Raw genomic sequence first — 21,139 nt, forward strand, 5'->3', positions numbered from 1 at the left:
GAATCGGGATTCCCCGATTCAGGAGGTGGAGATCATGCCCCGCACCATCACCGTCGGCCTCGACGGTTCCGCCGAGAGCCGGGCCGCCGCCGAGTGGGCGGCCCGCGAGGCGGACTCACGCGGACTGCCCGTCCGGCTCGTCCACGTCTGGGAACCGGTACCGGAACCCATGGCACAGGCCCCGCTCCTCGGCGCCGAGACGCACCAGCACTGGACCGAGCGCGTTCCGCGGGAGTCCGCCGAGGACCTGCGGCTGCGCCACCCCGGCATCGAGGTGACCACCGAACAGCTCACCGGACGGCCCGCCGAGGCCCTCGTCCGCGCCGCCCAGGACGCCGAACTGCTCGTCCTCGGCTCGCGCGGCCTCAGCGGGATCGGCGGCTTCCTGGTCGGCTCGGTCGGCCTCGCGGTCGTCGCGTCCACAGAACGTCCCGTCGTGCTGGTCCGTGCCGGACAACAGGCCGCCGACGAGCAGGAGAAGGACCGCGCAGCCAGGCCTACCACGGCCGCACCGTCAGGCCCCGTCGTGCTCGGACTGGACACCCGCAACCCGGACGCGGCACCGATCGAGTTCGCGTTCGAGACCGCCGCGCGCCAGGGCGTGCCACTGCGGGTGCTGCACGGCTGGAACGAGCCCTACTACTACCCCTACGGCATGGCCCCCGACCCCCAGGTCATCCAGATGGTGGCGCAGAGCGACGCCGCCGCCCTGACCGAGGTGCTCCAGCCCTGGCGACAGAAGTACCCCCACGTGGACGTCGTCACGCAGTCCCGTTCAGGCAGCCCCTCGGTCCTGCTGATCGACGCCTCCCACGAGGCCTCCCTGGTCGTCGTCGGCCGGCGCGTCCGCCGCTCCGCCCTCGGGGCCCACATCGGCCCGGTCGCCCACGCCGTCCTCCACCACGCCACCGCACCCGTCGCCGTCGTCGCCCACGACTGAACGCACCGACACCCGAGGAGAGAACACGTCATGAAGGCAGCGGTCGTACGAGTCCTCGGCGAGCCCCTGGTCATCGAGGAGCGCCCGGACCCCGAGCCCAGCCCCGGCCAGATCCGCATCCGCCTGGAAGCTACAGGGCTCTGTCACACCGACATCCACGCAGCGCACGGCGACTGGCCGGTCAGGCCGAACCCGCCGTTCGTCCCCGGCCACGAGGGCGTCGGCCTGGTCGAGAAGCTGGGCGAGGGCGTCACCCGTCCGGCCGTCGGACAGCGGGTGGCCGTGCCGTGGCTGGGCAAGGCGTGCGGGCGGTGCGAGCACTGCCTGTCCGGCTGGGAGACGCTGTGCGAGCAGCAGGTCAACACCGGCTACGGCTGCGACGGCGGGTACGCCGAAAAGATGCTGGCCTGGGCCGACTTCGCCCAGCCGGTGCCCGAGGGGGTCTCCGCTTTCGAGGCCGCCCCGCTGACCTGCGCGGGCGTCACCACGTACAAGGCTCTCAAGGTGGCAGACGTCCGGCCGGCTCAACTGGTGGCGGTCTCCGGGGTCGGCGGCCTCGGCCACCTCGCCGTGCAGTACGCGAAGATCGCCGGTGCGACGGTGGCCGCGATCGACGTCACCGACGACAAGCTCGCACTCGCCGCCGAACTCGGCGCCGACATCCTCATCGACGCCCGCAAGCAGGACGTCGGGGCGGAGCTGAAGAAGCACGGCGGCGCCCATGCGGCGATCGCCCTGGCGGTGAACCCGGCCGCCTTCGAGGCTGTCAACTCGGGCCTGCGGCGCGGCGGAAAGCTCGTCATGGTGGCGCTGCCCGCCCACGGCGCCATCCAGGTCCCGATCTTCGACACCGTCCTCAACGGCACTTCGGTGATCGGCTCCATCGTCGGCACGCGGCAGGACCTGGCCGAAGTGTTCCAGCTGCACGCCGCCGGCCGCACGAAGGTCAGCTACGAGACGCGTCCGCTCAGCACGGTCAACGAGTCCATCGACGACGTGCTGCGCGGTGACGTGAAGGCCCGGATCGTCTTCGACCTGGGCTCGGGACGGTGAGGACGATGGAACTGCCCCTGGTCGTAGGCGTCGACGGTTCGGAGCCGAGCCTGCGCGCCGTCGACTGGGCGGCCGACGAGGCCGCCCTGCGCGGGGTGACGCTGCGCGTCGTGTACGCATCCCTGTGGGAGCGCTACGAGGGCATCGCGCCCTCGCAGGCCCTGAGCAAGCCGTCCGACCAGGTGATGGCCGAGGACATCGCCGCCGGCGCGGCCCGGCGCGCACAGGACCGTCACGCCGACCTGAAGGTCGTCACGGACGTGCTGCCGGAGGAGCCGGAGTACGCCCTCGTCCGGGAGAGCCGCACCGCCTGCGCCCTGGTCGTGGGCACCCGGGGCCGCAGCGGCATCGTCGACAGGCTGCTCGGCTCGGTCAGCCTGACCGTGGCGGCCCACGCCGACTGCCCGGTGATCGTGCTGCGCGGCAGCCCCGACGACCAGGCCGTCCCGGGCACCCACGGTCGCATCGTCGTCGGGGTCGGCGAGCACCCGGAGCACTCCGCAGCCGTGCGCTTCGCCCTGGAGGAGGCACGACGGCGCCGCGTTCCGCTGGAGGCCGTACGCGCCTGGCGACGCCCTGCTCCGGCGACCACCGATCAGCCTTCGCCGGCCGCCGAGTCGGCCCGGCTGCCCGAGCGGCAGGCTGCCAAGGCACTGGACGAGGCGCTCGGCGACGCTCCCACCGACGTCGAGATTCACCCGCGTACGGCCGAGGGCCACGCCCGCAAGGTGCTCCTGGACGCCTCCCACGGCGCGGACCTGCTGGTCGTCGGCGCCCAGCGCCGCGGGGACCGCTTCGGCCTCCAGCTCGGCCGGGTGGCTCACACGGTCCTGCACCACTCCGCCTGCCCCGTGGCGGTCGTCCCCCAGCGGTGGTGAGTGACGCGACCGGACGGCTGCCGAGAGGCCCAACCGCTGAAGCGCTTCAACGAGAAGGAGTTCACCACCATGACCGTACGTGTCGGCATCAACGGCTTCGGCCGCATCGGCCGCACCTGTCTCCGCGCGGCCCTCGACCGCGCGGAGGCGGGCACCCAGGACGTCCACGTCGTCGCGATCAACGACATCGCGCCGCCCGCCACCCTCGCCCATCTCCTGGAGTACGACTCGACGTTCGGGCACATCGGACGCGAGGTCGCGCACGACGACAGCTCCCTCACCGTCGACGGCCGGCGCATCGCCGTCACCGCCGAACGGGACCCGTCGGCCCTGCACTGGTCCGACTACGGAGCCGATATCGTCATCGAGTCCACCGGCCGCTTCCGCGACCGCGACTCGGCCGCGCTGCACCTGAAGGCCGGCGCGCACACCGTGCTGCTGTCGGCACCGGGCAAGGGCGTCGACGCCACCATCGTGATGGGCGTCAACGACGACACCTACGACAGGCACCGCGACCGCATCATCTCGGCCGCCTCCTGCACCACCAACTGCCTCGCGCCGATGGTCAAGGTGCTCGACGACGCCTTCGGCATCGACCGCGGTCTGCTGACCACGGTCCACGGGTACACCAACGACCAGTCGCTGCTCGACGGCCCGCACAAGGACCTGCGGCGCGCCCGCTCGGCGGCACTGAGCATCATCCCGACCAGCACCGGTGCCGCCCGGGCGGTGGGCCTGGTGGTGCCCGAACTGGCCGGAGCCCTGGACGGTGTCGCCGTCCGGGTCCCCGTGGAGGACGGCTCGCTCACCGATCTGACGGTGCTGCTGAAGCACGAGGTCGGCCCCGACGAGATCAACTCCGCTTTCGCGGAGGCCGCCGACGGCCCGCTGAACGGCATCCTGCGCGTCTCGACGGCACCCATCGTCTCCCGCGACGTCATCGGCGACCCCGCGTCCTGCGTCTTCGACGCCGCCCTGACCCAGACCAACGGCACCTTGGCCAAGGTCTTCGGCTGGTACGACAACGAGTGGGGCTACACCAACCGGCTGCTGGACCTCACCGCACTGGTCGCCGACGACTGACGATCGCCCATAGAGAGGCCTGAAGGAGCTTTGTGATGTCGGACGACGTGCTCAACCGCCCTCCGGTCCACGCCCTGCTGACGGACGGCGCCACCGTGTGCATCCGTCCCGTGACCCCGGCCGACCACGACCAACTGCAAGGACTCTACGAGGAGATGTCCTCGGAGAATCTGCGTCTCCGTTTCTTCTCCCTGAGCCCGTTGTCCGCCGGACGGGCCGCCGACCGGGCTTGTGCCCCGGCGCACCCGGGCCACCGGGCCCTGCTGGCGGAGCGTCACGCGCAGGTGATCGGTCTCGCCGAGTACGACACCGGGGGCACCGGCGACGTGGCCGAGATGTCCATCGCCGTCTGCGACGGCCTGCACCACCGCGGGGTCGGCACCCTGCTCGTCGAGCACCTGGTCTCCGCGGCCCGGGCCGAGGGCATCACCGCCTTCACCGCCGACGCACTCGGCGAGAACCACGAGGTTCTGCGGCTCTTCGCCGATCTCGGCCTGCGTATCGCCCGTCGGTTCGAGGGCCCGGAAGTGCGCTGCACGATCCGGCTGGACGAGGACGACACCTACCTGTCAGCCGTGGAAGCCCGGGGCTGTGCCGCCGATGTGGCCAGCCTGGAGCCGCTGCTCCGTCCGCAGACCGTTGCCGTCGTCGGCGCCGGACGCAAGCCCGGGTCCGTGGGCCGGGCGATCCTGCACCACCTCAAGACGGGCGGCTACAGCCACCGTCTGTTCGCCGTGAACCCGGGCGCCGACCACATCCTCGGCATACCCGCCTACCCGTCCGTCAGCGCCCTGCCCAGGACACCCGACCTGGTGGTCGTGGCGGTGCCCGCCGCAGCGGTCCCGGCGACCGCCGAGGAATGCGGCAAAGCGGGAGCCCGGGCGCTGCTCGTCGTCACTGCCGGCCTCGACCCCGATCAGGCGCACGCCCTGCTGGCCACGTGCCGCACCCACGGCATGCGCCTCGTCGGGCCCAACTGCCTCGGCATCTCCAACACCGAACCCGGCGTGAGCCTGGACGCCACGTTCGCCGCCGATCACCCGCGACCCGGCACCGCGGGCGTCGCCGTACAGTCCGGTGGGGTCGGCATAGCCCTGCTCGACGGCCTGTCCCGGCTCGGCATCGGTGTCTCGTCCTTCGCGTCCCTCGGCGACAAGTACGACGTCAGCGGCAACGACATGCTCCAGTGGTGGGAGAGCGACGGCCGCACCGAACTGGCGCTGCTGCACCTGGAGTCCTTCGGCAGCCCCCGGGCTTTCTCCCGCACGGCCCGCCGCGTCACCCGCCGGATGCCGATCCTCACCGTGGACGCGGGCCGCACCGACGCCGGCCGGCGCGCCGCCGCCTCCCACACCGCGGCCGCCGCCACCCGCACCATGACCCGGCAGGCCCTGTTCACCCAGGCGGGCATCACCGCGACCCGCTCGATCGGCGAACTCCTCGAAACCGCCGCTCTGATGCACTCACAGCCGCTCCCGGCCGACGACCGCGTCGCGATCGTCACGAACGCGGGCGGTGTCGGGGTCCTGGCGGCCGACGCCTGCACGGAGGCCGGACTCACCCTGCCGCCGCTCACCCCGCAGCTGATCGACGACCTGCTCGCCGTGCTGCCCGAAGGCGCCGCGGCCGGCAACCCCGTCGACGCCACCGCCGCCGTCACCGAGGCACAGCTCGCGGACGTCGTGGACCGCCTGCTGCGCCACCCCGGCGTCGATGCCGTCCTGGTGGCCCTGGTTCCCACCGCGGTCGCCGCCGCGACCGGCGACGACCTCGTCCGGGCGGTGACCCAGGCACCCGCGCACCGGGGCAAGCCCGTCGCCGTCGTACGACTCGAACAGGAACTGCCGGTCAAGCTGCTGCCGGCCGCCGAGGGCGGCACGATCCCGTCGTACGCCGAACCGCACGCGGCGGCCCGTGCGCTGGCCCACGCCGCCCGCCGCGCGGCCTGGCTCGCCCGGCCCGCCGGCACGGTCCCGGACCTCGAAGGCATCGACACGGCCCGCGCCCATGACCTCACCGAGACCTTCCTGGCCGCGCACGAGGACGGCGGCTGGCTCGACCCGCGCACCTGCGCCGACCTGCTGGCCTGCTACGACATCCCGCAGCTGCCGTGGGCCTGGGCGGATACCGAGGACGATGCGGTCAGCGCGGCCCGGCGGCTGCGCGGTCCGGACGGCCGGGTGGTGATGAAGGCGCACTGGCCTGGACTGCTGCACAAGAGCCAACAGCACGCCGTCCACCTGGACTTGGAGGGCGACTCCCAAGTACGGGCGGCCTTCAGGGACTTCGAGACCCGCTTCGCCGGACTGCTGACGGGCGTGGTGATCCAGCCGCTCGCCGCGCGCGGCACCGAACTGTTCGCCGGGGTCGTCCAGGACGAGGTCTTCGGCCTCCTGGTGCTGTTCGGACTCGGCGGCACCGCGACCGAAGTGCTCGGCGACCACGCCGCCCGGCTGGCCCCGCTCACCGACCACGACGTCCACGACCTGATCACGGCCCCGCGCTGCGCTCCGCTGCTGTTCGGCGCCGACGGCGCCGGGCCGGTCGACCTCGCCGACCTCGAACAACTGCTGCTGCGGCTCTCCCGGATGGCAGGCGACCTGCCACAGCTCGCGGAGGTCGACTTCAACCCAGTACTGGCGGCGCCGGGCGGCATCACCCTGCTCGACGCGCGCGTGCGCCTGCTGCCCCGCAGGCCCCAGGACCCGTATCTGCGCCGACTGCGCTGAGGGAGGGAAACACGATGCGACACGACAAGGTCGGCTCCGTGATGACCACGGAGGTCGTCCGAGCCGGATACGGCACCCCGTTCAAGGAAGTGGCACGACTGCTCGCCGTGCACCGGATCAGCGGACTGCCGGTCGTCGACGAGGACGAGAAGGTCATCGGCGTCCTGTCCGAGACGGACCTGATCACCCGTCAGGCGCAGGCCCCCGACCCCTACCGGACGCGGCGCCGCATCCCCGCCGTGGCACTGACGAAGGCCGCCAGGCGACGCGCCGCGAAGGCCCGGGCCCGCACCGCCGGCCAGCTCATGACCGAGCCGCCCCTCACCGTGCACGCCGAGGACACCGTCGCCGAGGCCGCCCGAACCATGGCCGAACGGGGTGTGGAACGGCTGCCCGTCGTGGACGAGGAGGACCGGCTCGTCGGCATCGTCACCCGCCGCGACCTGCTCCAGGTCTTCCTGCGGCCCGACCCGGAGATCCGCGACGAGGTGCTCGAAGAGGTGCTGGAACGCACACTGTGGCTGGCGCCCCGGAGCATCGACGTATCCGTGGTGCAGGGCGTCGTGACCCTCACCGGTCAGCTCGAGCGCAAGAGCGACACGGAGATCGCCGTCTCGATGACCCGTCAGATCGACGGCGTGGTAGCCGTCGTCGACCAACTCACCCACCGGCTGGACGATTCCCACCTGCAGCCCGCGCGACAAGGGCCGCACGGCGTCACCGAGGACTGGCTGCGCAGCCTGTGAAAGGAGGCGGACGGCAATGCCCACCAGGGTGCTGGTCGCCTACGGCACGACGAACGGCTCGACCGCACAGATCGCCGAGACCGTGACCGAGGCACTGCTCAAGGAAGGGGTGACGGCGGAGGCACGGCCCGCCCGGTCCGTCACGAGCGTCGCCCCGTACCACGCGGTGATCGTCGGCGGCGCCCTGTACGCCGGGCGCTGGCACCGCGACGCACGCCGCTTCCTGCGCCGTCACCGCCGGGACCTGGCCGAGCGCCCGCTCTGGCTCTTCAGCAGCGGGCCGCTCGACGCCTCCGCCTCCGAGCGGGACATCCCGCCCGTGCCCGGCGTACGGCGCGCCATGCACCGTCTGACGGTCATGGAACACGCCACCTTCGGCGGCCGCCTGGAAGAGGGGGCGAAGGGCAGGATCGCACGCATGCTCCTGCGCAGCGGCAAGGGCGGTGACTTCCGCGACGTCCCCGCGATCGAGGAGTGGGCGAGGCACATTGCAGCCGGCCTGCCTCCCGGCTGAGCGGATGGCCCGGTGCGGCGGCACGGCGCAGCCCCCCGCCGCACCGCCGTGCGCACCGGCCTCGGAACGCAGGGCCGAACGGGCCCGGAGGAGACCGTGCGGCCCCTGCCCGCCAGGGCTGCGGCCGCACGATCCTGGCACCAACCAGCAGACCCCACACAGGAGGTGGGCACCATGCCCGCACCCGTCATCGCCGGAGTCGACGGATCACCCGAAAGCCTCACCGCCGCCGAATGGGCCGCCCGCGAGGCGGAGCGCCGCGACCGGCCACTGCGACTCATCCACGCCTGGGACTGGCACCCGCGCCCGCATGACGGCGAGCCTGCGAACGCCGCACAGCGGTATCTGGCGTTGCGGGCCCTGCGCCAGGCGGAGGACCGGATCCGCGGCGCGGTTCCCGACGTGCGCCTCACCGACGAGCAGGTCGAGGGCCCGGCGACCGCCGCTTTGCTGAAGGCCGCCGAACAGGCGGACCTGCTCGTCCTGGGCTCGCGCGGCCTGACCGGTCTCGCCGGGTTCCTGGTGGGCTCCGTCGCCCTGGGCGTGGTCGCACACGCCACCGGTCCCGTCGTCCTGGTCAGGGCGGAGGAGACGGCCGAGGACGAGCACCTCCCGGCCGACGACGGCAGCGCCTCCGCGCGAACCGGCTACCGGGACGTGGTGCTCGGTCTCGACGTCGACGACCCGTGCGACGAGGTGATCGAGTTCGCCTTCGAGGCGGCCACGCTGCGGCGGGCCCGGCTGCGCGTGGTGCACGCCTGGCAGCCGCCGTCCGCCTTCGGCCTGGGCCCCGGTGACATCGCCCTGGTGGACGACCCCTACCGGGCGGAGGAATGGCGGGGCTTCGTGTCCGCCGTGCTCCAGGTCTGGCGGGACAAGTACCCCGGCGTCGAGGTCCTGGAGACGGTCGTACGCGAGAAGGCCACGACCGCACTGGTGCGGGCCGCCTCCGGCGCGAGCCTGCTCGTCGTGGGTCGGCACCTCACCGACCGGCCGGCGCTCGCGCGCACCGGCCCGGTCACCCACGCCGTGCTCCATCACGTCGACTGCCCCGTGGCCGTCGTCCCCCACCACTGAGAGGAGTCGGCGCAGATGGGCACGCCGACGAAGTACGTGTACGCGTTCGCCGAGGGCTGCCGGGAGATGGCCGACGTGCTCGGCGGCAAGGGAGCCGGGCTGGCCGAGATGACCCGGCTGGGGCTCCCCGTGCCGCCGGGCTTCACCGTCACGACCGAGGCATGCAGGATCTTCCTGACCACAGGTCAGGAACCACCCGGACTCGGCGGGGAGGAAGCCCGCGCCCTGGCCGCCCTGGAGCAGGCCATGGGTCGCACGCTCGGCGCGCCGGACGACCCGCTACTGGTGTCCGTCCGGTCGGGGGCCCGGTTCTCGATGCCCGGCATGATGGAGACCATCCTCGACATCGGCCTGAACGACCAGTCGGTCAGCGGCCTGGCCAAGGCGTCCGGGCAGGAGCGGTTCGCGTGGGACTCCTACCGGCGGCTTGTGCAGATGTTCGGCCGCACGGTGATGGGCGTGGACGGCGGCCTGTTCGAACAGGCCATCGCCGCGCACAAGGCGCAGCGCGGGACACGCGACGACCACGACCTCGATGTCGGCGAACTCGCCCTCCTCACCGAGGAGTTCAAGGCAATCATCCGCCGGGAGACGGGCGAGGAATTCCCCCAGGACCCCGCCGAGCAGCTGCGTCGTGCCGTCCGCGCGGTCTTCGACTCCTGGAACGGCGAACGCGCCCGCGTCTACCGGCGCCGCGAGCACATCCCCGACGACCTCGGCACCGCCGTCAACGTGCAGGCGATGGTCTTCGGCAACCTCCGTCCCGACTCCGGGACCGGAGTCGCCTTCACCCGCGACCCGGCCACCGGCGCCCGTGGCGTGTACGGCGACTATCTGCCCGACGCCCAGGGCGAGGACGTCGTCTCCGGGGTCCGCGACGCCGTACCCCTGGACGAGCTGAAGATCCTCGACCCGCGCGCCTACGTCGAACTCGGCGACCACCTGCGCACCCTGGAGAGCCACTACCGGGACCTGTGCGACGTCGAGTTCACCATCGAGCGCGGCCGGCTGTGGATCCTGCAGACCCGGGTCGGCAAGCGCACCGCCGAGGCCGCCTTCCGTATCGCCCACGACCTGCGCGAGGAGGAGACGATCACGCCGGACGAGGCACTGGCCCGCGTGGACGGCGCCGAGCTGACCCGGCTGATGTTCCCCCGCTTCGACACCACCCCCTCCGACGTGCCCCTGGCCCGCGGTGTGCCCGCCTCGCCCGGCGCGGCGGTCGGCGTGGTCGTCTTCGACTCCGCCGAGGCGCGCCGCCGGACCGCCGACGGTCAGCACACCATCCTCGTCCGCCGGGAAACGACCCCCGACGACCTGCCAGGGATGATCGCCGCGCAGGCCGTCCTCACCAGCCGCGGCGGCAAGACCAGCCATGCCGCCGTCGTCGCGCGCGGCATGGGCAAGGTGTGCGTGTGCGGTGCCGAGTCGCTCACCGTCGACCCGGCCGCCCGCCGGTTCACCACGGACACGGGCGTCGTCGTACGCGAGGGCGACACCGTCTCCGTGGACGGATCTGCGGGCACTGTGCACCTCGGTGCGCTGCCGCTCACCGCGTCCGACGTCGGCCGCGCGCTGGAAACCGGCGAGAGCACCGGCCCGCTGACCGAGGCTGTTCTGACCACCCTCGCCCACGCGGACTCCGTGCGCCGGCTCGAGGTGCGGGCCAACGCCGATACTCCCGAGGACGCCGCACGCGCCCGTGCGCTCGGCGCCCAGGGCATCGGCCTGTGCCGCACCGAGCACATGTTCCTCGGCGAGCGCAGGCAACTGGTCGAGGCGATGATCCTGGCCCGTGACGACACCGCTCGGGAGCAATCCCTGGCCGCGTTGCTGCCGCTCCAGCGAGCGGACTTCACCGGCATCCTCAAGGCGATGGACGGGCTGCCGGTGACCATTCGGCTCATCGACCCGCCGCTGCACGAGTTCCTGCCCGACCGCACCGGGCTGGCCGTCCGGCTCGCGGGTACAGCCGACCCAGATGTCCACGACCGCGAGCTGCTCGACGCAGTCGAGCGCCTGCACGAGCAGAACCCGATGCTGGGCCTGCGCGGCGTCCGGCTCGGCCTGGCGGTCCCCGGGCTCATGGCCATGCAGGTCCGGGCGATCGCCGAGGCCGTCACCGACCGCCTGGACGCGGGCGGCCGGCCCAGGGCCGAGATCATGATTCCGCTCGTCGCCACCGCCGAGGAACTGCGGCAGGCCAGGGCGGAGGCGGAGCGCGTGCTCGCCCAGGTAGCGGCCGAGACGGGCCGGCCCTTGGATCTCCCCATCGGCACGATGATCGAACTGCCCCGCGCGGCCCTGACCGCCGGACGCATCGCCGAGGCCGCAGACTTCTTCTCCTTCGGCACCAACGACCTGACCCAGACCACCTGGGGCCTGTCCCGCGACGACGCCGAGGCGTCCTTCTTCCCGCTCTACCTGGAGAAGGGGATCTTCAGCGTCTCGCCCTTCGAGACGATCGACCCGGAGGGCGTCGGCCGGCTCGTGGAGCTGGCCGTCGAGGCGGGCCGCGCGGTCAGGCCGTCCCTGCAGACAGGGGTGTGCGGTGAGCACGGCGGCGACCCGGAATCCATTCACTTCTTCCACCGGGCCGGCCTCGACTACGTCTCCTGCTCGCCCTTCCGTATCCCGGCGGCCCGCCTGGAAGCCGGGCGAGCGGCTCTCTCCGGCGCCGAGACCAGCGACAGCAGGTGAGGGACGGAGCACAGGGCAGCCGCCGTACACGGCGCCGCCCTCTGCCCGGTTCACGACCCCGCGCCGAGGTCCGCCCCGGCCATCGGGACGATGGGGCACCTCCCGAGCCTCATCCCGGCCGATGGAAGCACCTGACGCCGTCCTGCGCTCGCAGGGGCAGGACTTCGACCGTCCAGGGCAGAGCCGCCGTCCCCGACCACCTGGCGGAGCCCGCCACCGAACCATGGCCGCGTGACGTAATCCGTCGCGCGGCCGACCCGCGCAAACGTGCTGGGGCCCGACACGGTCGTCCCGGGCTGTGGGCGCACCGTTCACGAAGGGTGGCCCGGCACAGGGCCCGTCGGCACCCGCCCAGGGACATCCGGCCCTGCCCGCACCGGCCTCCCCACGAGTTGACTGACGACTACAGGCGCCTGGTCCGGAGACCACCGGCGCCGTGCCGTGCGCACACCCGGCCGCAGAACGGCCGATGCCCCGCCGCACGGAACCTGATCACTGTCGGCAGCCCTGAAGGGCGGCCGGAACGGAGAGACGTCATGACCGATGCTCCGCAGCAGTCCCGTGCCTACCTCGTCGGCGGCGGCATCGCCTCGTTGGCAGCCGCCGTCTTCTTGATCCGCGACGGAGGCTTCGCCGGAGAGGACATTCACGTCCTGGAGGAGCTGCCGCTCGCCGGTGGCTCCATGGACGGCCGCGGCGAGCCTGCCGGATACGTCTCGCGCGGCGGACGCATGCTGGAGGACGAGGCCTACACCTGCCTGTGGAACCTCCTGGAAACCATCCCCACCCTCACCGACGACACGGTGTCGGTGCGTGAGGAGATCCGCGCCTTCAGCGCTCAGTGGCCCACGCACGCCAAAGCCCGGCTGATCGGCAAGGGCGCGGAGATCCTGGATGCGTCCGACTACGGCCTCGGCGCCCAGGACCGCCTGGAGCTGACCCGGCTGCTCGTGCTCCCGGAGCCGGTCATCGGGGCCCGCCGGATCGAGGACTTCTTCTCCCCGCACTTCTTCGCGACCAACTTCTGGGCGATGTGGCGCACCACGTTCGCCTTTCAGAACTGGCACAGCGCCATCGAACTCAGACGCTACTTCCTGCGCTTCATGCAGGAGTTTCCGCGCATGCACACCCTGGCGGGCGTGCGCCGCACCCGGCTCAACCAGTACGACTCGATCATCCGCCCCGTGCGGGCCTGGCTCGAAGAGCGCGGCGTACGTTTCGAGCACGGAGTGCGGGTCACCGACGTCGACTTCACCACCGAGGACGACGGCACCCGCCGGGTACGGCGCCTGCACCTCGACCGCGCCGGACGGCAGGACGCCTACGACCTCACCGACACCGACTACGCCTTCCTCACCCTCGGCTCGATGACCGCCGACGCCGCCTACGGCAGTGACGGCCGCGCACCCGAGCTGATCCGCGACAAGCGGGACGGCGCCTGGAGGCTGTGGGAGACCATCGCGGCCAAGGCCGACGACTTCGGCCGGCCGGCCGCCTTTTACGGGAACGTCGACGAGGCCAAGTGGGAGTCCTTCACGCTCACCATGCGCAGCCCACTGCTGCTGCACCGCATCGAGGAACTGTCCGGCAACCTCCCCGGCACCGGCGCCCTCATGACCTTCAAGGACTCCAACTGGCTGATGTCCGTCGTGGTTCCCCACGCCCCGCACTTCGAGGGCCAGCCGAAGGACGTCTACACCCTGTGGGGCTACGGCCTCTTCGTCGACAACGAGGGGGACTTCACAGGCAAGCCGATGGCCGAGGCCACCGGCCGGGAGATCCTCACCGAACTCCTCGGCCACCTGGGCCTGTCGGACATCGAGGAACGGATTGCGGCCACCACGACCGTCATCCCGGTGATGATGCCGTACATCACCAGCCAGTTCGCCCCTCGAACCACCCATGACCGGCCCCTCGTCATCCCCCGCGGCTCGGTGAACTTCGCCTTCCTCGGTCAGTTCACGGAGATCCCCGAGGACGTGGTCTTCACCGTCGAGTACTCCGTCCGCGGCGCCATGCGCGCCGTCTACGGCCTCCTCGGCCTCGAGCGCGAGATCCCCGGCATCTATCACGCCCTGGCCGACCCGAAGACGGCGTTCGGCGCACTCAAGGCCGCTCTGGCCTGATCGTTCCGACTGGAATCATCTGGTGTGCCCTGTGACATGGCCGAGGGGCTCCCGGCGGCAGCGTGCGAATGACATGGAATTCACCGTCCGGCCCGGCCAACTGGAACCCGATCGGACCGCGGCCCGGCCGCAGTCGGTCGGTGACCTCCCCTGACTGTCGGTGATGCTTCAGTGGTTGTCTGCCCCGACAAGGAGGACAAGCGCGGTGAGGGCGGCGGCGAGAGTCATCGCCGCCGCGGCCGGGACTGCGAGCACTCGCCGGTCCGCGGGGCGCTGCCGATGGGCGAGTACGAGCGCCACCCAGGCCGCCTGTGCGAGTACGCCGCCGATGAGGGCGAGCAGCAGTGGCATGAGGCCGCCCGGGATGGGCACGGCGCTCGTCACGAAGGCTCCCGCGACCGGACTCAGGCAGGCCAGCCCGATCCATGGAGCCACGCGCCGCTTCGGGTGGACTCCCAGCAGGGCGGCCAGCGCCAGCCCCTCGCCGGCCGCGTGAACCAGGAGCGCCACCATCACGGCGACTGACGGGGCCAGTGCCAGGGTCGCCCCCTCCAGAAAGCGATGCAGAGCGAGCCCCGATGCTGAGCCGATACCGCCCGCACGACCCCGCTCGCACGGGCAGCCGATACGGGCCACGGCGCCCGTCACCCCGTACGAGGCGAGCGCGGCGAGCGGCACTGCCCACTGCGGCACGCCGACCTCCTTCGCTTCATCCCACGCGTCGGGCAGAAGGTGGAGGACCGCGATGATCAGCAGAATGCCTGACGCCGCGGCAAGCAGGAGCTCAGACCGGCCGGATCCGCGCCGTGCCGACCAGGCACCGGCCGTGGTGGCCACAGCCACCAGGACCACGGCCACCAGCGTTTCGGCGGAGGGCAGCTACCGTCCCTTCGTCGGTCTGCGCGCCTGCCGCGCAGAGCACGGAGAGCAGCATGTCATCGGCGGTAGCAGTACGAATCCGAGGAGGCGTCGCCGCCTTGCAGGTGCGTCTGGTGCACGCGCAACCCGGAGAACTCCGTGCCGTGCGGGAAGAAGCCGCTGTCGACCACGAGCCCGCCGTGCGCGGTGTCGGCGTCGAGTTTGACCATCCACGGATCGATGCCCGCGGGATAGAACTGCTCGTCCCAGGCGGCATACAAGGAGTTCGTCAGGTACACCCGCCGCCCGTCCCGGCTGAGCTCGACCATCTGTGCTCCGCCGGTCAGTGGGACGTCCGGCTCGGCGGGGTGCGGCTGTCGGGTGACGATGCCGCCGAGACGCACGGCCGCGGTCTGCCTGGGACGGAACGGGTCGCTCACGTCGTACTGCAGCAGGTCACCGGTTCCCCAGGCGGATACGTACAGCCACTGGTCGTCCACCGACAGGTCGATGTCCGTGATCAATGGCGGCACGGCGCCGAACGGCTGCAGCGCCGGGGGCAGGTCCTCCGTCTGCGCGGGCTCGGCCGGGACGGTGATCTCCTTGTGGATCACGAAGTCCTCGCCCTCCCGGTTCCACAACCAGACCGATGCCGACAGGTCCCCCACATTGACCACGGTGTTGGTGAACCCCCACGTAGCCTCGGGGTCGTGCGCCGGGCGCAGTTCCAGGACCATCTGGTTCTCGTCCCCGAGGTCGAGGCTCTGCAGATGCCGGCCGGAGTCCAGCTCCCAGAAGTGCAGTGTGTGGCCGTACTGGCGACCCAGCAGCAGTTCGGGGACAACGCCGTTCTCGATCATCGAGGGGGACCCCCACTCGCTGGTCACGGCGATGTTCCGGCGCAGATGCCACCAGACGTCGTAGGCGAGCCGCTGCGGTCCGCGGTCGCTCTCCCAGGCGCGCAGCACTTCGAAGCTTTCGTGGTCCAGCAGCGCGACGCCGCCAGGCCCGTCCGCACCGTCCGCGCCGCCCAGGCAGGACAGGAACATTCCGTCGGGGCCGCAGTGGAGCGTGTGCGGGCGGGAGTATCCGGCCTTGGCGGCCAGTTCCTCGGGCTGGACCACCTTCACCAGGTGGGGGCGATCGGGATCGGGGCTGGTGTCGAAGACGTGCAGCCGGGACGAGCGCAGTCCCGGGACGATGAGGTAACGCCGTTCCGCGTTCTGGTGACCGGCGTGGGCCAGCGCGCTCGAGCAGGCGTTCCAGCCGAAGTGGTGCAGTTCGTTGCCCGGGTCGGGCAGCTCGGCGTGGGAGGTCACGCGGCCGTATGCGGAGGATTCGGGGTCGGTCGGTACCCACAGTGAACAATGCGTCGGCGCGCTGTGCGGTCGGGTCGAAACCGACTACATAGGCGAGTTTCTCAGGGGGTGCGGCGACGGCGTCCGCCGGAGAGCGGTACAAGGTGGGGTCGCTGTGATCGTCGCTGTGGTGAGCGTGCTCGGTCGTCGTCATGGCTGTTCCTCACTCCCCGAACGGGAGCCTGGACCCAGGTGGACTCCCGACAGAGCAGCCGGTCTCACTCGTTCGAGATCGACGTGCAGGCGGGGGATGGATATGTCCTGGATCAAGCGTTTCACACCCCTGGAGCCCTGCCAAGGCGACAGCGGACCACTCCCGTGCCCCTCCGTGGAGCCGAGGTCTCGGTGAGGGAGCCAGCTCTCGATGGGCTGACCAGGGCCTGTTGTGAAAGTAGATCAAGGCTGTAGATGATCACGGTCCGTGAGGCGTGCTGGTCCGTGGGACCGGGCGTACGACCTGTGCCGGCGCTGGCAGCGCACCGGCACCTGGAAACGGATCGCGGCCGTCAATGGCAAGCCTGTCGTCTGAGCGTCGACGCATCCGCGATGCATTCGCCCAGGAGCAGTGCAGCGACCGACTCCGGGGCCTCGTGCATTGCGTCGTGGCCGGTCGGGAGGTCGTGGACCCGCCATTCGGGATCGGCTTGGAGTCGGGTGCGGAGTTCAGCGAACGGCGTCCGGTCCTCCCATCCCGAGCAGTAGATGAACTCACGACGGGGGACCTGGGCGAGCGTGCCTGTGAGCCGGATCGTCTGCAGGAACGAGGCGAGGGGATGGGGACGGCGGCGGGGATCGCCGCCGCCCGGCGGTCGGACGGCATAGCCGGTGGCCGCAGCGCCGGCAGCGAACGCTTCCCGGTAGCGCTCGGTCGTTGACGACCAGCACGACTCGCCATCGCGTGGTACGTAGGCGTCGAGATGCACCAGTCGCGAGATCCGGCCGTCAGCGCGATCGGCGGCGGCGGCGATCACCATCCCGCCGTAGCTGTGGCCGACCAGCGTCGCGCTGGTGGTGTGGGTGCGATCGAGGAGCTGCAAGACGTCGTCGGCGTGCGTGTCGAGGTTGGCGGTCGCGACCGTCGCGTTGTCGTCGTCCGGCCGCAGACCGGTCAGGGTCAGGGCGTGAACGGCATGACCGGCACGCTCCAACAGCGGAACCACCGCCTCGAACGACCAGGAGCCGTGCCAACCGCCGGGCACGAGGACGAACGTCGCCATGCGTTTCTCCTCCTTCTCGAGCCGCGGCATCGAGGCACGCTGCCTCGATGCCATGTGGTTCGGTCGGGCGCTTTGCGCGACTGAAGACCACTCCGCATGGAGGCAGTGTCACGAGATCGAGGTGTGGCCGGCTAGCGATAGGATGCCAACTGATGCCTGTTCGCCGCCAACCTCCCCGGATCGCCGGTGTGACGTCACATGTGTGGCCGTCTGGCGGGCGCCACCTCTGGCCATCCGGCGAAGCAAGCGCAGTGCAGTCGCACGCACGAGGACACCTGGTCTACGCAGCCAGCGGCGTCTTGACCGTTCACACCGAGCGCGGCACGTCGATCGTTCCCGCCAACCGGGTCGCCTGGACCCCTGCCGAGTTCACGCACCATCACCGCGCCCACGGCGACACCGACATGCGCATCGTCTTTCTCACGCCATCCCTCGCCCGGCTCATACCGGACCATCCCGCCGTGTTCCTCGCCTCCGGCCTCGCCCGCGAGGTCCTGCTCGCCCTGACCGGCCCCCGCAACTACGACGACGCCGCCGCGCCTGACTACAGCCGCTCCGCGCGCCATCGCCTCCTTCGAGTCCTCGTCGATGAACTCCGCGAAGCACACGAACAGCCACTGCACCTGCCGGAGCCACGGGACGACCGACTGCAAGCCATTGCCCGGATGCTGTACGAGACGCCGGCAGACAACGCCACGCTGGCCGAACTCGGGAAGACGATCGGAGCCAGCACCCGCACCCTCAGCCGACTGCTCCGCAACGAACTCGGCATGACCTTCTATGAGTGGCGCACACAGCTACGCGTCTACCACGCGCTCGTACTCCTCGCCGACGGCCACGACACCACCCAAACCGCCTACGCCTGCGGATGGGCCAACCCCAGCAGCTTCATCTCAGCGTTCACCAACATCATCGGAACGACCCCGGGCCGCTACCGAACCAGTCGCCAGACCACCGCCCACGCATCCCAACTCCCGACGGTGGCCAAGTCCTCGGGGTGATTCGTACGCGTCACGCCGGCCGGTGCGCGCACGGTGGCTCGGTAGTTGCCGGTCTGGCGCAGTACTGCAGCAGGCTGGAGGTCAGAGCAGCGTGTGGAAGCACAGCCCCGGCTGGAACGAGCTGGATACACTGGTGACCCTGAATCAGGACGGGGGCGGAATGGGCGCAGGCATCAGCGTGGACCTCTTGGTGACCGGAGAGTCGGGAGTCGACGCCGAAGAACTCGACGCACTCGGAAGGCAGTTACGGCGACAGCTGCTCGAACTCGACGTGGATGACGTCCGGGCGGCCCGCTCCGGCACGGACATCCCGTTCGGCGCCAAGCCTGGGGAGCTGATCGCCGCAGGCGCCCTCGTCGTCTCCCTCGCGCCTGTTGTCCTGCCCGCGGTCCTCCAACTCCTCGACACCTGGATGCAGAACCGGCCGGTGCACAGCATCAAGGTGGAACGGGACGGCCGCAGCATCGAACTCGGCGACGCCACACCCGAGGAGCGGCAACGGCTGATCGATGACTTCCTGAACGGTTCGGGAACCCACTCCGACGGAGAGTGACACCAGTGAGCGGCGCCGAGGGAAGCAGAGACGCGCTGCTGATCGCCACCGGCCTCTACGACGACCCTTCGCTCCGGACCCTTCGTTCACCGGGCCAGGACTGCGCGGGCCTCGCCGAAGTGCTGAGCGACCCCCTCATCGGCGGGTTCCGCACCGAGCAAATGGTCGACATGCCCGCGCACCAAGTGACCCGCGCACTGGAGAGGTTCTTCCGTGACCGGAGCCGCAACGACCTGTTGCTGCTTCACTTGTCCTGTCACGGTCTCAAGGACGACGACGGTCACCTGCACTTCGCCGCCCGGGACACGGACAAGAGTCTGCCGGCCTCGACCGCCATCCCCGCCGCGTTCCTGCATGACCGGATGGCACGCTGCCGAGCCCGAACCATCGTGGTCCTGCTGGATTGCTGCTACAGCGGGGCGTTCCTACCGGGTGCCAAAGGCGACGACCAGGTCCACCTGCGCGATGAGCTGTCCGGGCACGGCCGCGCGATCCTGACGGCGACCAACCGCACCGAGTACGCCTGGGAGGGTGACCGGCTGGAGACGATGGCTCCGCAGCCCTCACGGTTCACGGGCGCCCTGATCAAAGGGCTGCGCAGCGGCGCGGCGGACCTGAACGGCGACGGGCGGATCACTGTCACGGAGCTGTACGACTACGTTTACGAGGAGTTGCACCGCAGCGCGGCCAGGCAGTCACCCAGAATGTGGGCCGAGCTCGAGTACCAGGTCACCATCGCCCGGGTGGCGCCGGCTAGTCCGGAGACCGGCGTTCCCACAGGTACGGCGGCGAACGCTCGCGCTGTCGGGCCCGAGGTGCACCCGATGGAGATCGCAGGCGCCCTGCAGCGCGAGTGCGACATGAACGCGACAGTCCGGGACGGTGAGCGTACGGTCGCCCCGAACGACTTTGTCGTGGAGATGAGTGCCCGCGACCACGAGCACCTCAGCCCGCGCTCGGGTCAGCTGGGAGACGAGCTCTGCGCTCTGGTACGTGATTACGCCCAGCAGCAGCGGTACACGTTCATGGGCCCGATCAGGGTCCACCTGGAGAAGGCCGTCGACCTCGACGCCGGTATGTTCCGGGTCCGCACTCGCACGCTGGCATCGAGCACTTCGCAGGGCGTCCCCGGCGTTCAGGACGGTCCGCTGACCGCAGAGCGCCCCCAGGGCGGACATGGTTACCCTCCGGCTGCGGCCCCGCCCATGCCCGATGCCGCCGACCGGCCGCCAGTGGCGCCGCCCGATCAACAGCCCGAGCCTGTCGCCGCTCCGGCCAGTGGCCGCGCACCCGAGACGGGTGGGAAAGCCCGGGCCGAGGCTCCGGCTACCGACTCCGCCACCGGATCCTTCAGCGACATCATGGACGCGTTCTTCGGAAGCAAACCGTCCCAGCCGCCGCCCCAGGTTCCGCGGACGCGATCGCCTCGGGGCCAGGACGCCCTGATCAGCCTGGACGTCACGCTCGAGGAGGCGGCCTTGGGCGCCCTGAAGGAGATCCAGGTCGACACGGCGGTCGTCTGTTCCGCCTGCACGGGTCTCGGAGCGGCTCCCGGTTCGGTGCCCGTCGTCTGCACCACGTGCTCGGGGACCGGCCAGAGCACGGCCAAGCGATCACTTCTGGGCAAGGCGGTGAAGGGGCAGGACTGCTCGCGGTGCAACGGTTTCGGCACCCTCCTGCCCAGGCTCTGCCGCGACTGCAGGGGCGACGGGCGGCTGAGAAGCCGACGTACGCTCACCGTCCAGGTCCCGGCGGGCGTCGACAGCGGCATCCGTATCCAGCTCGCGGGCGAAGGCGAGGCGGGCCCGCGCGGAGGTGCGGCGGGCGATCTGTATGCAGAGATCAGGATGCTGCCGGACGCGCGATTTCAGCGCCGCGGCGACGATCTGCACACCACCGTCAGGATCCCGCGCGAACTGGCCCAGTCCGGCGGCACGACGCAGGTCGACACCCTGAACGGTCGAAAGACCATCAAGGTGCCCCCGGGAACCCCGACAGGCCGGACCCTGAAGCTGCACAACTTCGGTATGACCCAGCTCGGGGGCGGTGGGCGCGGGGACCTTCTCGTACGGCTGGAGGTGATCTAGCCTCGCGCTTTCACCAGACGGGTGGTCCGCCCCTTGATCAGAAACGCGAGAAGCGCTTCTGACCTGCAGCGATAGGACTTGTCGAGGGTCCTTTTGGCTGCGAGGAGGCGTCTCCCCGGCACCGGCGGGCAACTCCTCCTCGGGCACCCCCATGCCCGCCCAATGCTCCCGCAACGTGGAGTGCCCGCCTTGCGACGGCTCTGGAACGTACCCCAGAGC

Annotated in this window: 15 protein-coding genes and 3 pseudogenes; 15 read left to right on the plus strand and 3 right to left on the minus strand. The window is 71.0% G+C overall.

The window, feature by feature from the left end; all coding sequences use genetic code 11:
* Positions 1–34 precede the first annotated feature (34 nt).
* From ACIRVH_RS39620 to ACIRVH_RS39665, 10 genes are all read left to right on the plus strand, one after another.
* Positions 35–940: a universal stress protein gene (locus tag ACIRVH_RS39620; RefSeq protein WP_403964281.1), complete on the plus strand. Its 906-nt coding sequence runs from the start codon at positions 35–37 to the stop codon at positions 938–940.
* A 30-nt stretch (positions 941–970) separates the two neighbouring features.
* Positions 971–1,993 (plus strand): zinc-dependent alcohol dehydrogenase, encoded by a 1,023-nt coding sequence (locus ACIRVH_RS39625; protein WP_403964283.1) that lies wholly within the window; start codon positions 971–973, stop codon positions 1,991–1,993.
* Positions 1,994–1,998: 5 nt separating this feature from the next.
* Entirely contained in the window at positions 1,999–2,871 is an 873-nt protein-coding gene (locus ACIRVH_RS39630) for a universal stress protein (protein WP_403964285.1), read from the plus strand.
* Between the two features lie 69 nt (positions 2,872–2,940).
* On the plus strand, positions 2,941–3,954 hold the full coding sequence (gap, locus tag ACIRVH_RS39635) for a type I glyceraldehyde-3-phosphate dehydrogenase (protein ID WP_403964287.1): 1,014 nt from the start codon (positions 2,941–2,943) through the stop codon (positions 3,952–3,954).
* 35 nt (positions 3,955–3,989) lie between these two features.
* Complete coding sequence (locus ACIRVH_RS39640; protein WP_403964289.1) at positions 3,990–6,683, plus strand: GNAT family N-acetyltransferase; 2,694 nt, start codon at positions 3,990–3,992, stop codon at positions 6,681–6,683.
* Between the two features lie 14 nt (positions 6,684–6,697).
* Positions 6,698–7,429, plus strand: coding sequence for a CBS domain-containing protein (locus tag ACIRVH_RS39645; protein WP_403964291.1), 732 nt, complete (start codon positions 6,698–6,700; stop codon positions 7,427–7,429).
* A 16-nt stretch (positions 7,430–7,445) separates the two neighbouring features.
* Complete coding sequence (locus ACIRVH_RS39650; protein ID WP_403964293.1) at positions 7,446–7,943, plus strand: flavodoxin domain-containing protein; 498 nt, start codon at positions 7,446–7,448, stop codon at positions 7,941–7,943.
* Positions 7,944–8,117: 174 nt separating this feature from the next.
* On the plus strand, positions 8,118–9,020 hold the full coding sequence (locus ACIRVH_RS39655) for a universal stress protein (RefSeq protein WP_403964295.1): 903 nt from the start codon (positions 8,118–8,120) through the stop codon (positions 9,018–9,020).
* 15 nt (positions 9,021–9,035) lie between these two features.
* A complete protein-coding gene (gene ppdK, locus ACIRVH_RS39660; protein ID WP_403964297.1) occupies positions 9,036–11,720 on the plus strand; it encodes a pyruvate, phosphate dikinase in 2,685 nt (894 codons plus the stop codon).
* A 536-nt stretch (positions 11,721–12,256) separates the two neighbouring features.
* Entirely contained in the window at positions 12,257–13,846 is a 1,590-nt protein-coding gene (locus ACIRVH_RS39665; RefSeq protein ID WP_403964299.1) for an oleate hydratase, read from the plus strand.
* 168 nt (positions 13,847–14,014) lie between these two features.
* On the opposite strand, the gene ACIRVH_RS39670 is transcribed toward ACIRVH_RS39665, so the two are convergent.
* From ACIRVH_RS39670 to ACIRVH_RS39680, 3 genes are all read right to left on the minus strand, one after another.
* Complete coding sequence (locus tag ACIRVH_RS39670) at positions 14,015–14,539, minus strand: hypothetical protein (RefSeq protein WP_403964301.1); 525 nt, start codon at positions 14,537–14,539, stop codon at positions 14,015–14,017.
* Between the two features lie 242 nt (positions 14,540–14,781).
* A complete protein-coding gene (locus ACIRVH_RS39675; RefSeq protein WP_403964303.1) occupies positions 14,782–16,023 on the minus strand; it encodes a selenium-binding protein SBP56-related protein in 1,242 nt (413 codons plus the stop codon).
* 545 nt (positions 16,024–16,568) lie between these two features.
* Positions 16,569–17,279 carry an alpha/beta fold hydrolase gene (locus ACIRVH_RS39680; RefSeq protein WP_403964305.1) on the minus strand — a complete coding sequence of 237 codons (711 nt, stop codon included), beginning with the start codon at positions 17,277–17,279 and terminating at the stop codon, positions 16,569–16,571.
* A 251-nt stretch (positions 17,280–17,530) separates the two neighbouring features.
* On the opposite strand from ACIRVH_RS39680, the gene ACIRVH_RS39685 reads away from it, so the two are divergent.
* From ACIRVH_RS39685 to ACIRVH_RS39705, 5 genes and pseudogenes are all read left to right on the plus strand, one after another.
* Entirely contained in the window at positions 17,531–18,280 is a 750-nt protein-coding gene (locus ACIRVH_RS39685) for a helix-turn-helix domain-containing protein (protein ID WP_403964307.1), read from the plus strand.
* 133 nt (positions 18,281–18,413) lie between these two features.
* On the plus strand, positions 18,414–18,833 hold the full coding sequence (locus tag ACIRVH_RS39690) for a hypothetical protein (RefSeq protein ID WP_403964309.1): 420 nt from the start codon (positions 18,414–18,416) through the stop codon (positions 18,831–18,833).
* Positions 18,834–18,838: 5 nt separating this feature from the next.
* A pseudogene (locus tag ACIRVH_RS39695) lies at positions 18,839–19,534 on the plus strand (caspase domain-containing protein); the annotation flags it as partial.
* Between the two features lie 33 nt (positions 19,535–19,567).
* Positions 19,568–20,119, plus strand: a pseudogene (locus ACIRVH_RS39700) (DUF3662 domain-containing protein); the annotation flags it as partial.
* Positions 20,120–20,293: 174 nt separating this feature from the next.
* Positions 20,294–20,920, plus strand: a pseudogene (locus tag ACIRVH_RS39705) (DnaJ C-terminal domain-containing protein); the annotation flags it as partial.
* Between the last annotated feature and the right edge of the window lie 219 nt (positions 20,921–21,139).

The organism is Streptomyces sp. NPDC101165 (assembly GCF_044768135.1).
Classification (GTDB): domain Bacteria; phylum Actinomycetota; class Actinomycetes; order Streptomycetales; family Streptomycetaceae; genus Streptomyces.

Bases quoted from the DNA above. Each gene is read 5' to 3' on its own strand.
- ACIRVH_RS39645 (WP_403964291.1), top strand. From the start codon at position 6,698: ATGCGACACGACAAGGTCGGCTCCGTGATGACCACGGAGGTCGTCCGA.
- ACIRVH_RS39625 (WP_403964283.1), top strand. From the start codon at position 971: ATGAAGGCAGCGGTCGTACGAGTCCTCGGCGAGCCCCTGGTCATCGAG.
- ACIRVH_RS39620 (WP_403964281.1), top strand. From the start codon at position 35: ATGCCCCGCACCATCACCGTCGGCCTCGACGGTTCCGCCGAGAGCCGG.
- ACIRVH_RS39630 (WP_403964285.1), top strand. From the start codon at position 1,999: ATGGAACTGCCCCTGGTCGTAGGCGTCGACGGTTCGGAGCCGAGCCTG.
- ACIRVH_RS39655 (WP_403964295.1), top strand. From the start codon at position 8,118: ATGCCCGCACCCGTCATCGCCGGAGTCGACGGATCACCCGAAAGCCTC.
- gap (WP_403964287.1), top strand. From the start codon at position 2,941: ATGACCGTACGTGTCGGCATCAACGGCTTCGGCCGCATCGGCCGCACC.
- ppdK (WP_403964297.1), top strand. From the start codon at position 9,036: ATGGGCACGCCGACGAAGTACGTGTACGCGTTCGCCGAGGGCTGCCGG.
- ACIRVH_RS39640 (WP_403964289.1), top strand. From the start codon at position 3,990: ATGTCGGACGACGTGCTCAACCGCCCTCCGGTCCACGCCCTGCTGACG.
- ACIRVH_RS39680 (WP_403964305.1), bottom strand. From the start codon at position 17,279: ATGGCGACGTTCGTCCTCGTGCCCGGCGGTTGGCACGGCTCCTGGTCG.
- ACIRVH_RS39665 (WP_403964299.1), top strand. From the start codon at position 12,257: ATGACCGATGCTCCGCAGCAGTCCCGTGCCTACCTCGTCGGCGGCGGC.
- ACIRVH_RS39650 (WP_403964293.1), top strand. From the start codon at position 7,446: ATGCCCACCAGGGTGCTGGTCGCCTACGGCACGACGAACGGCTCGACC.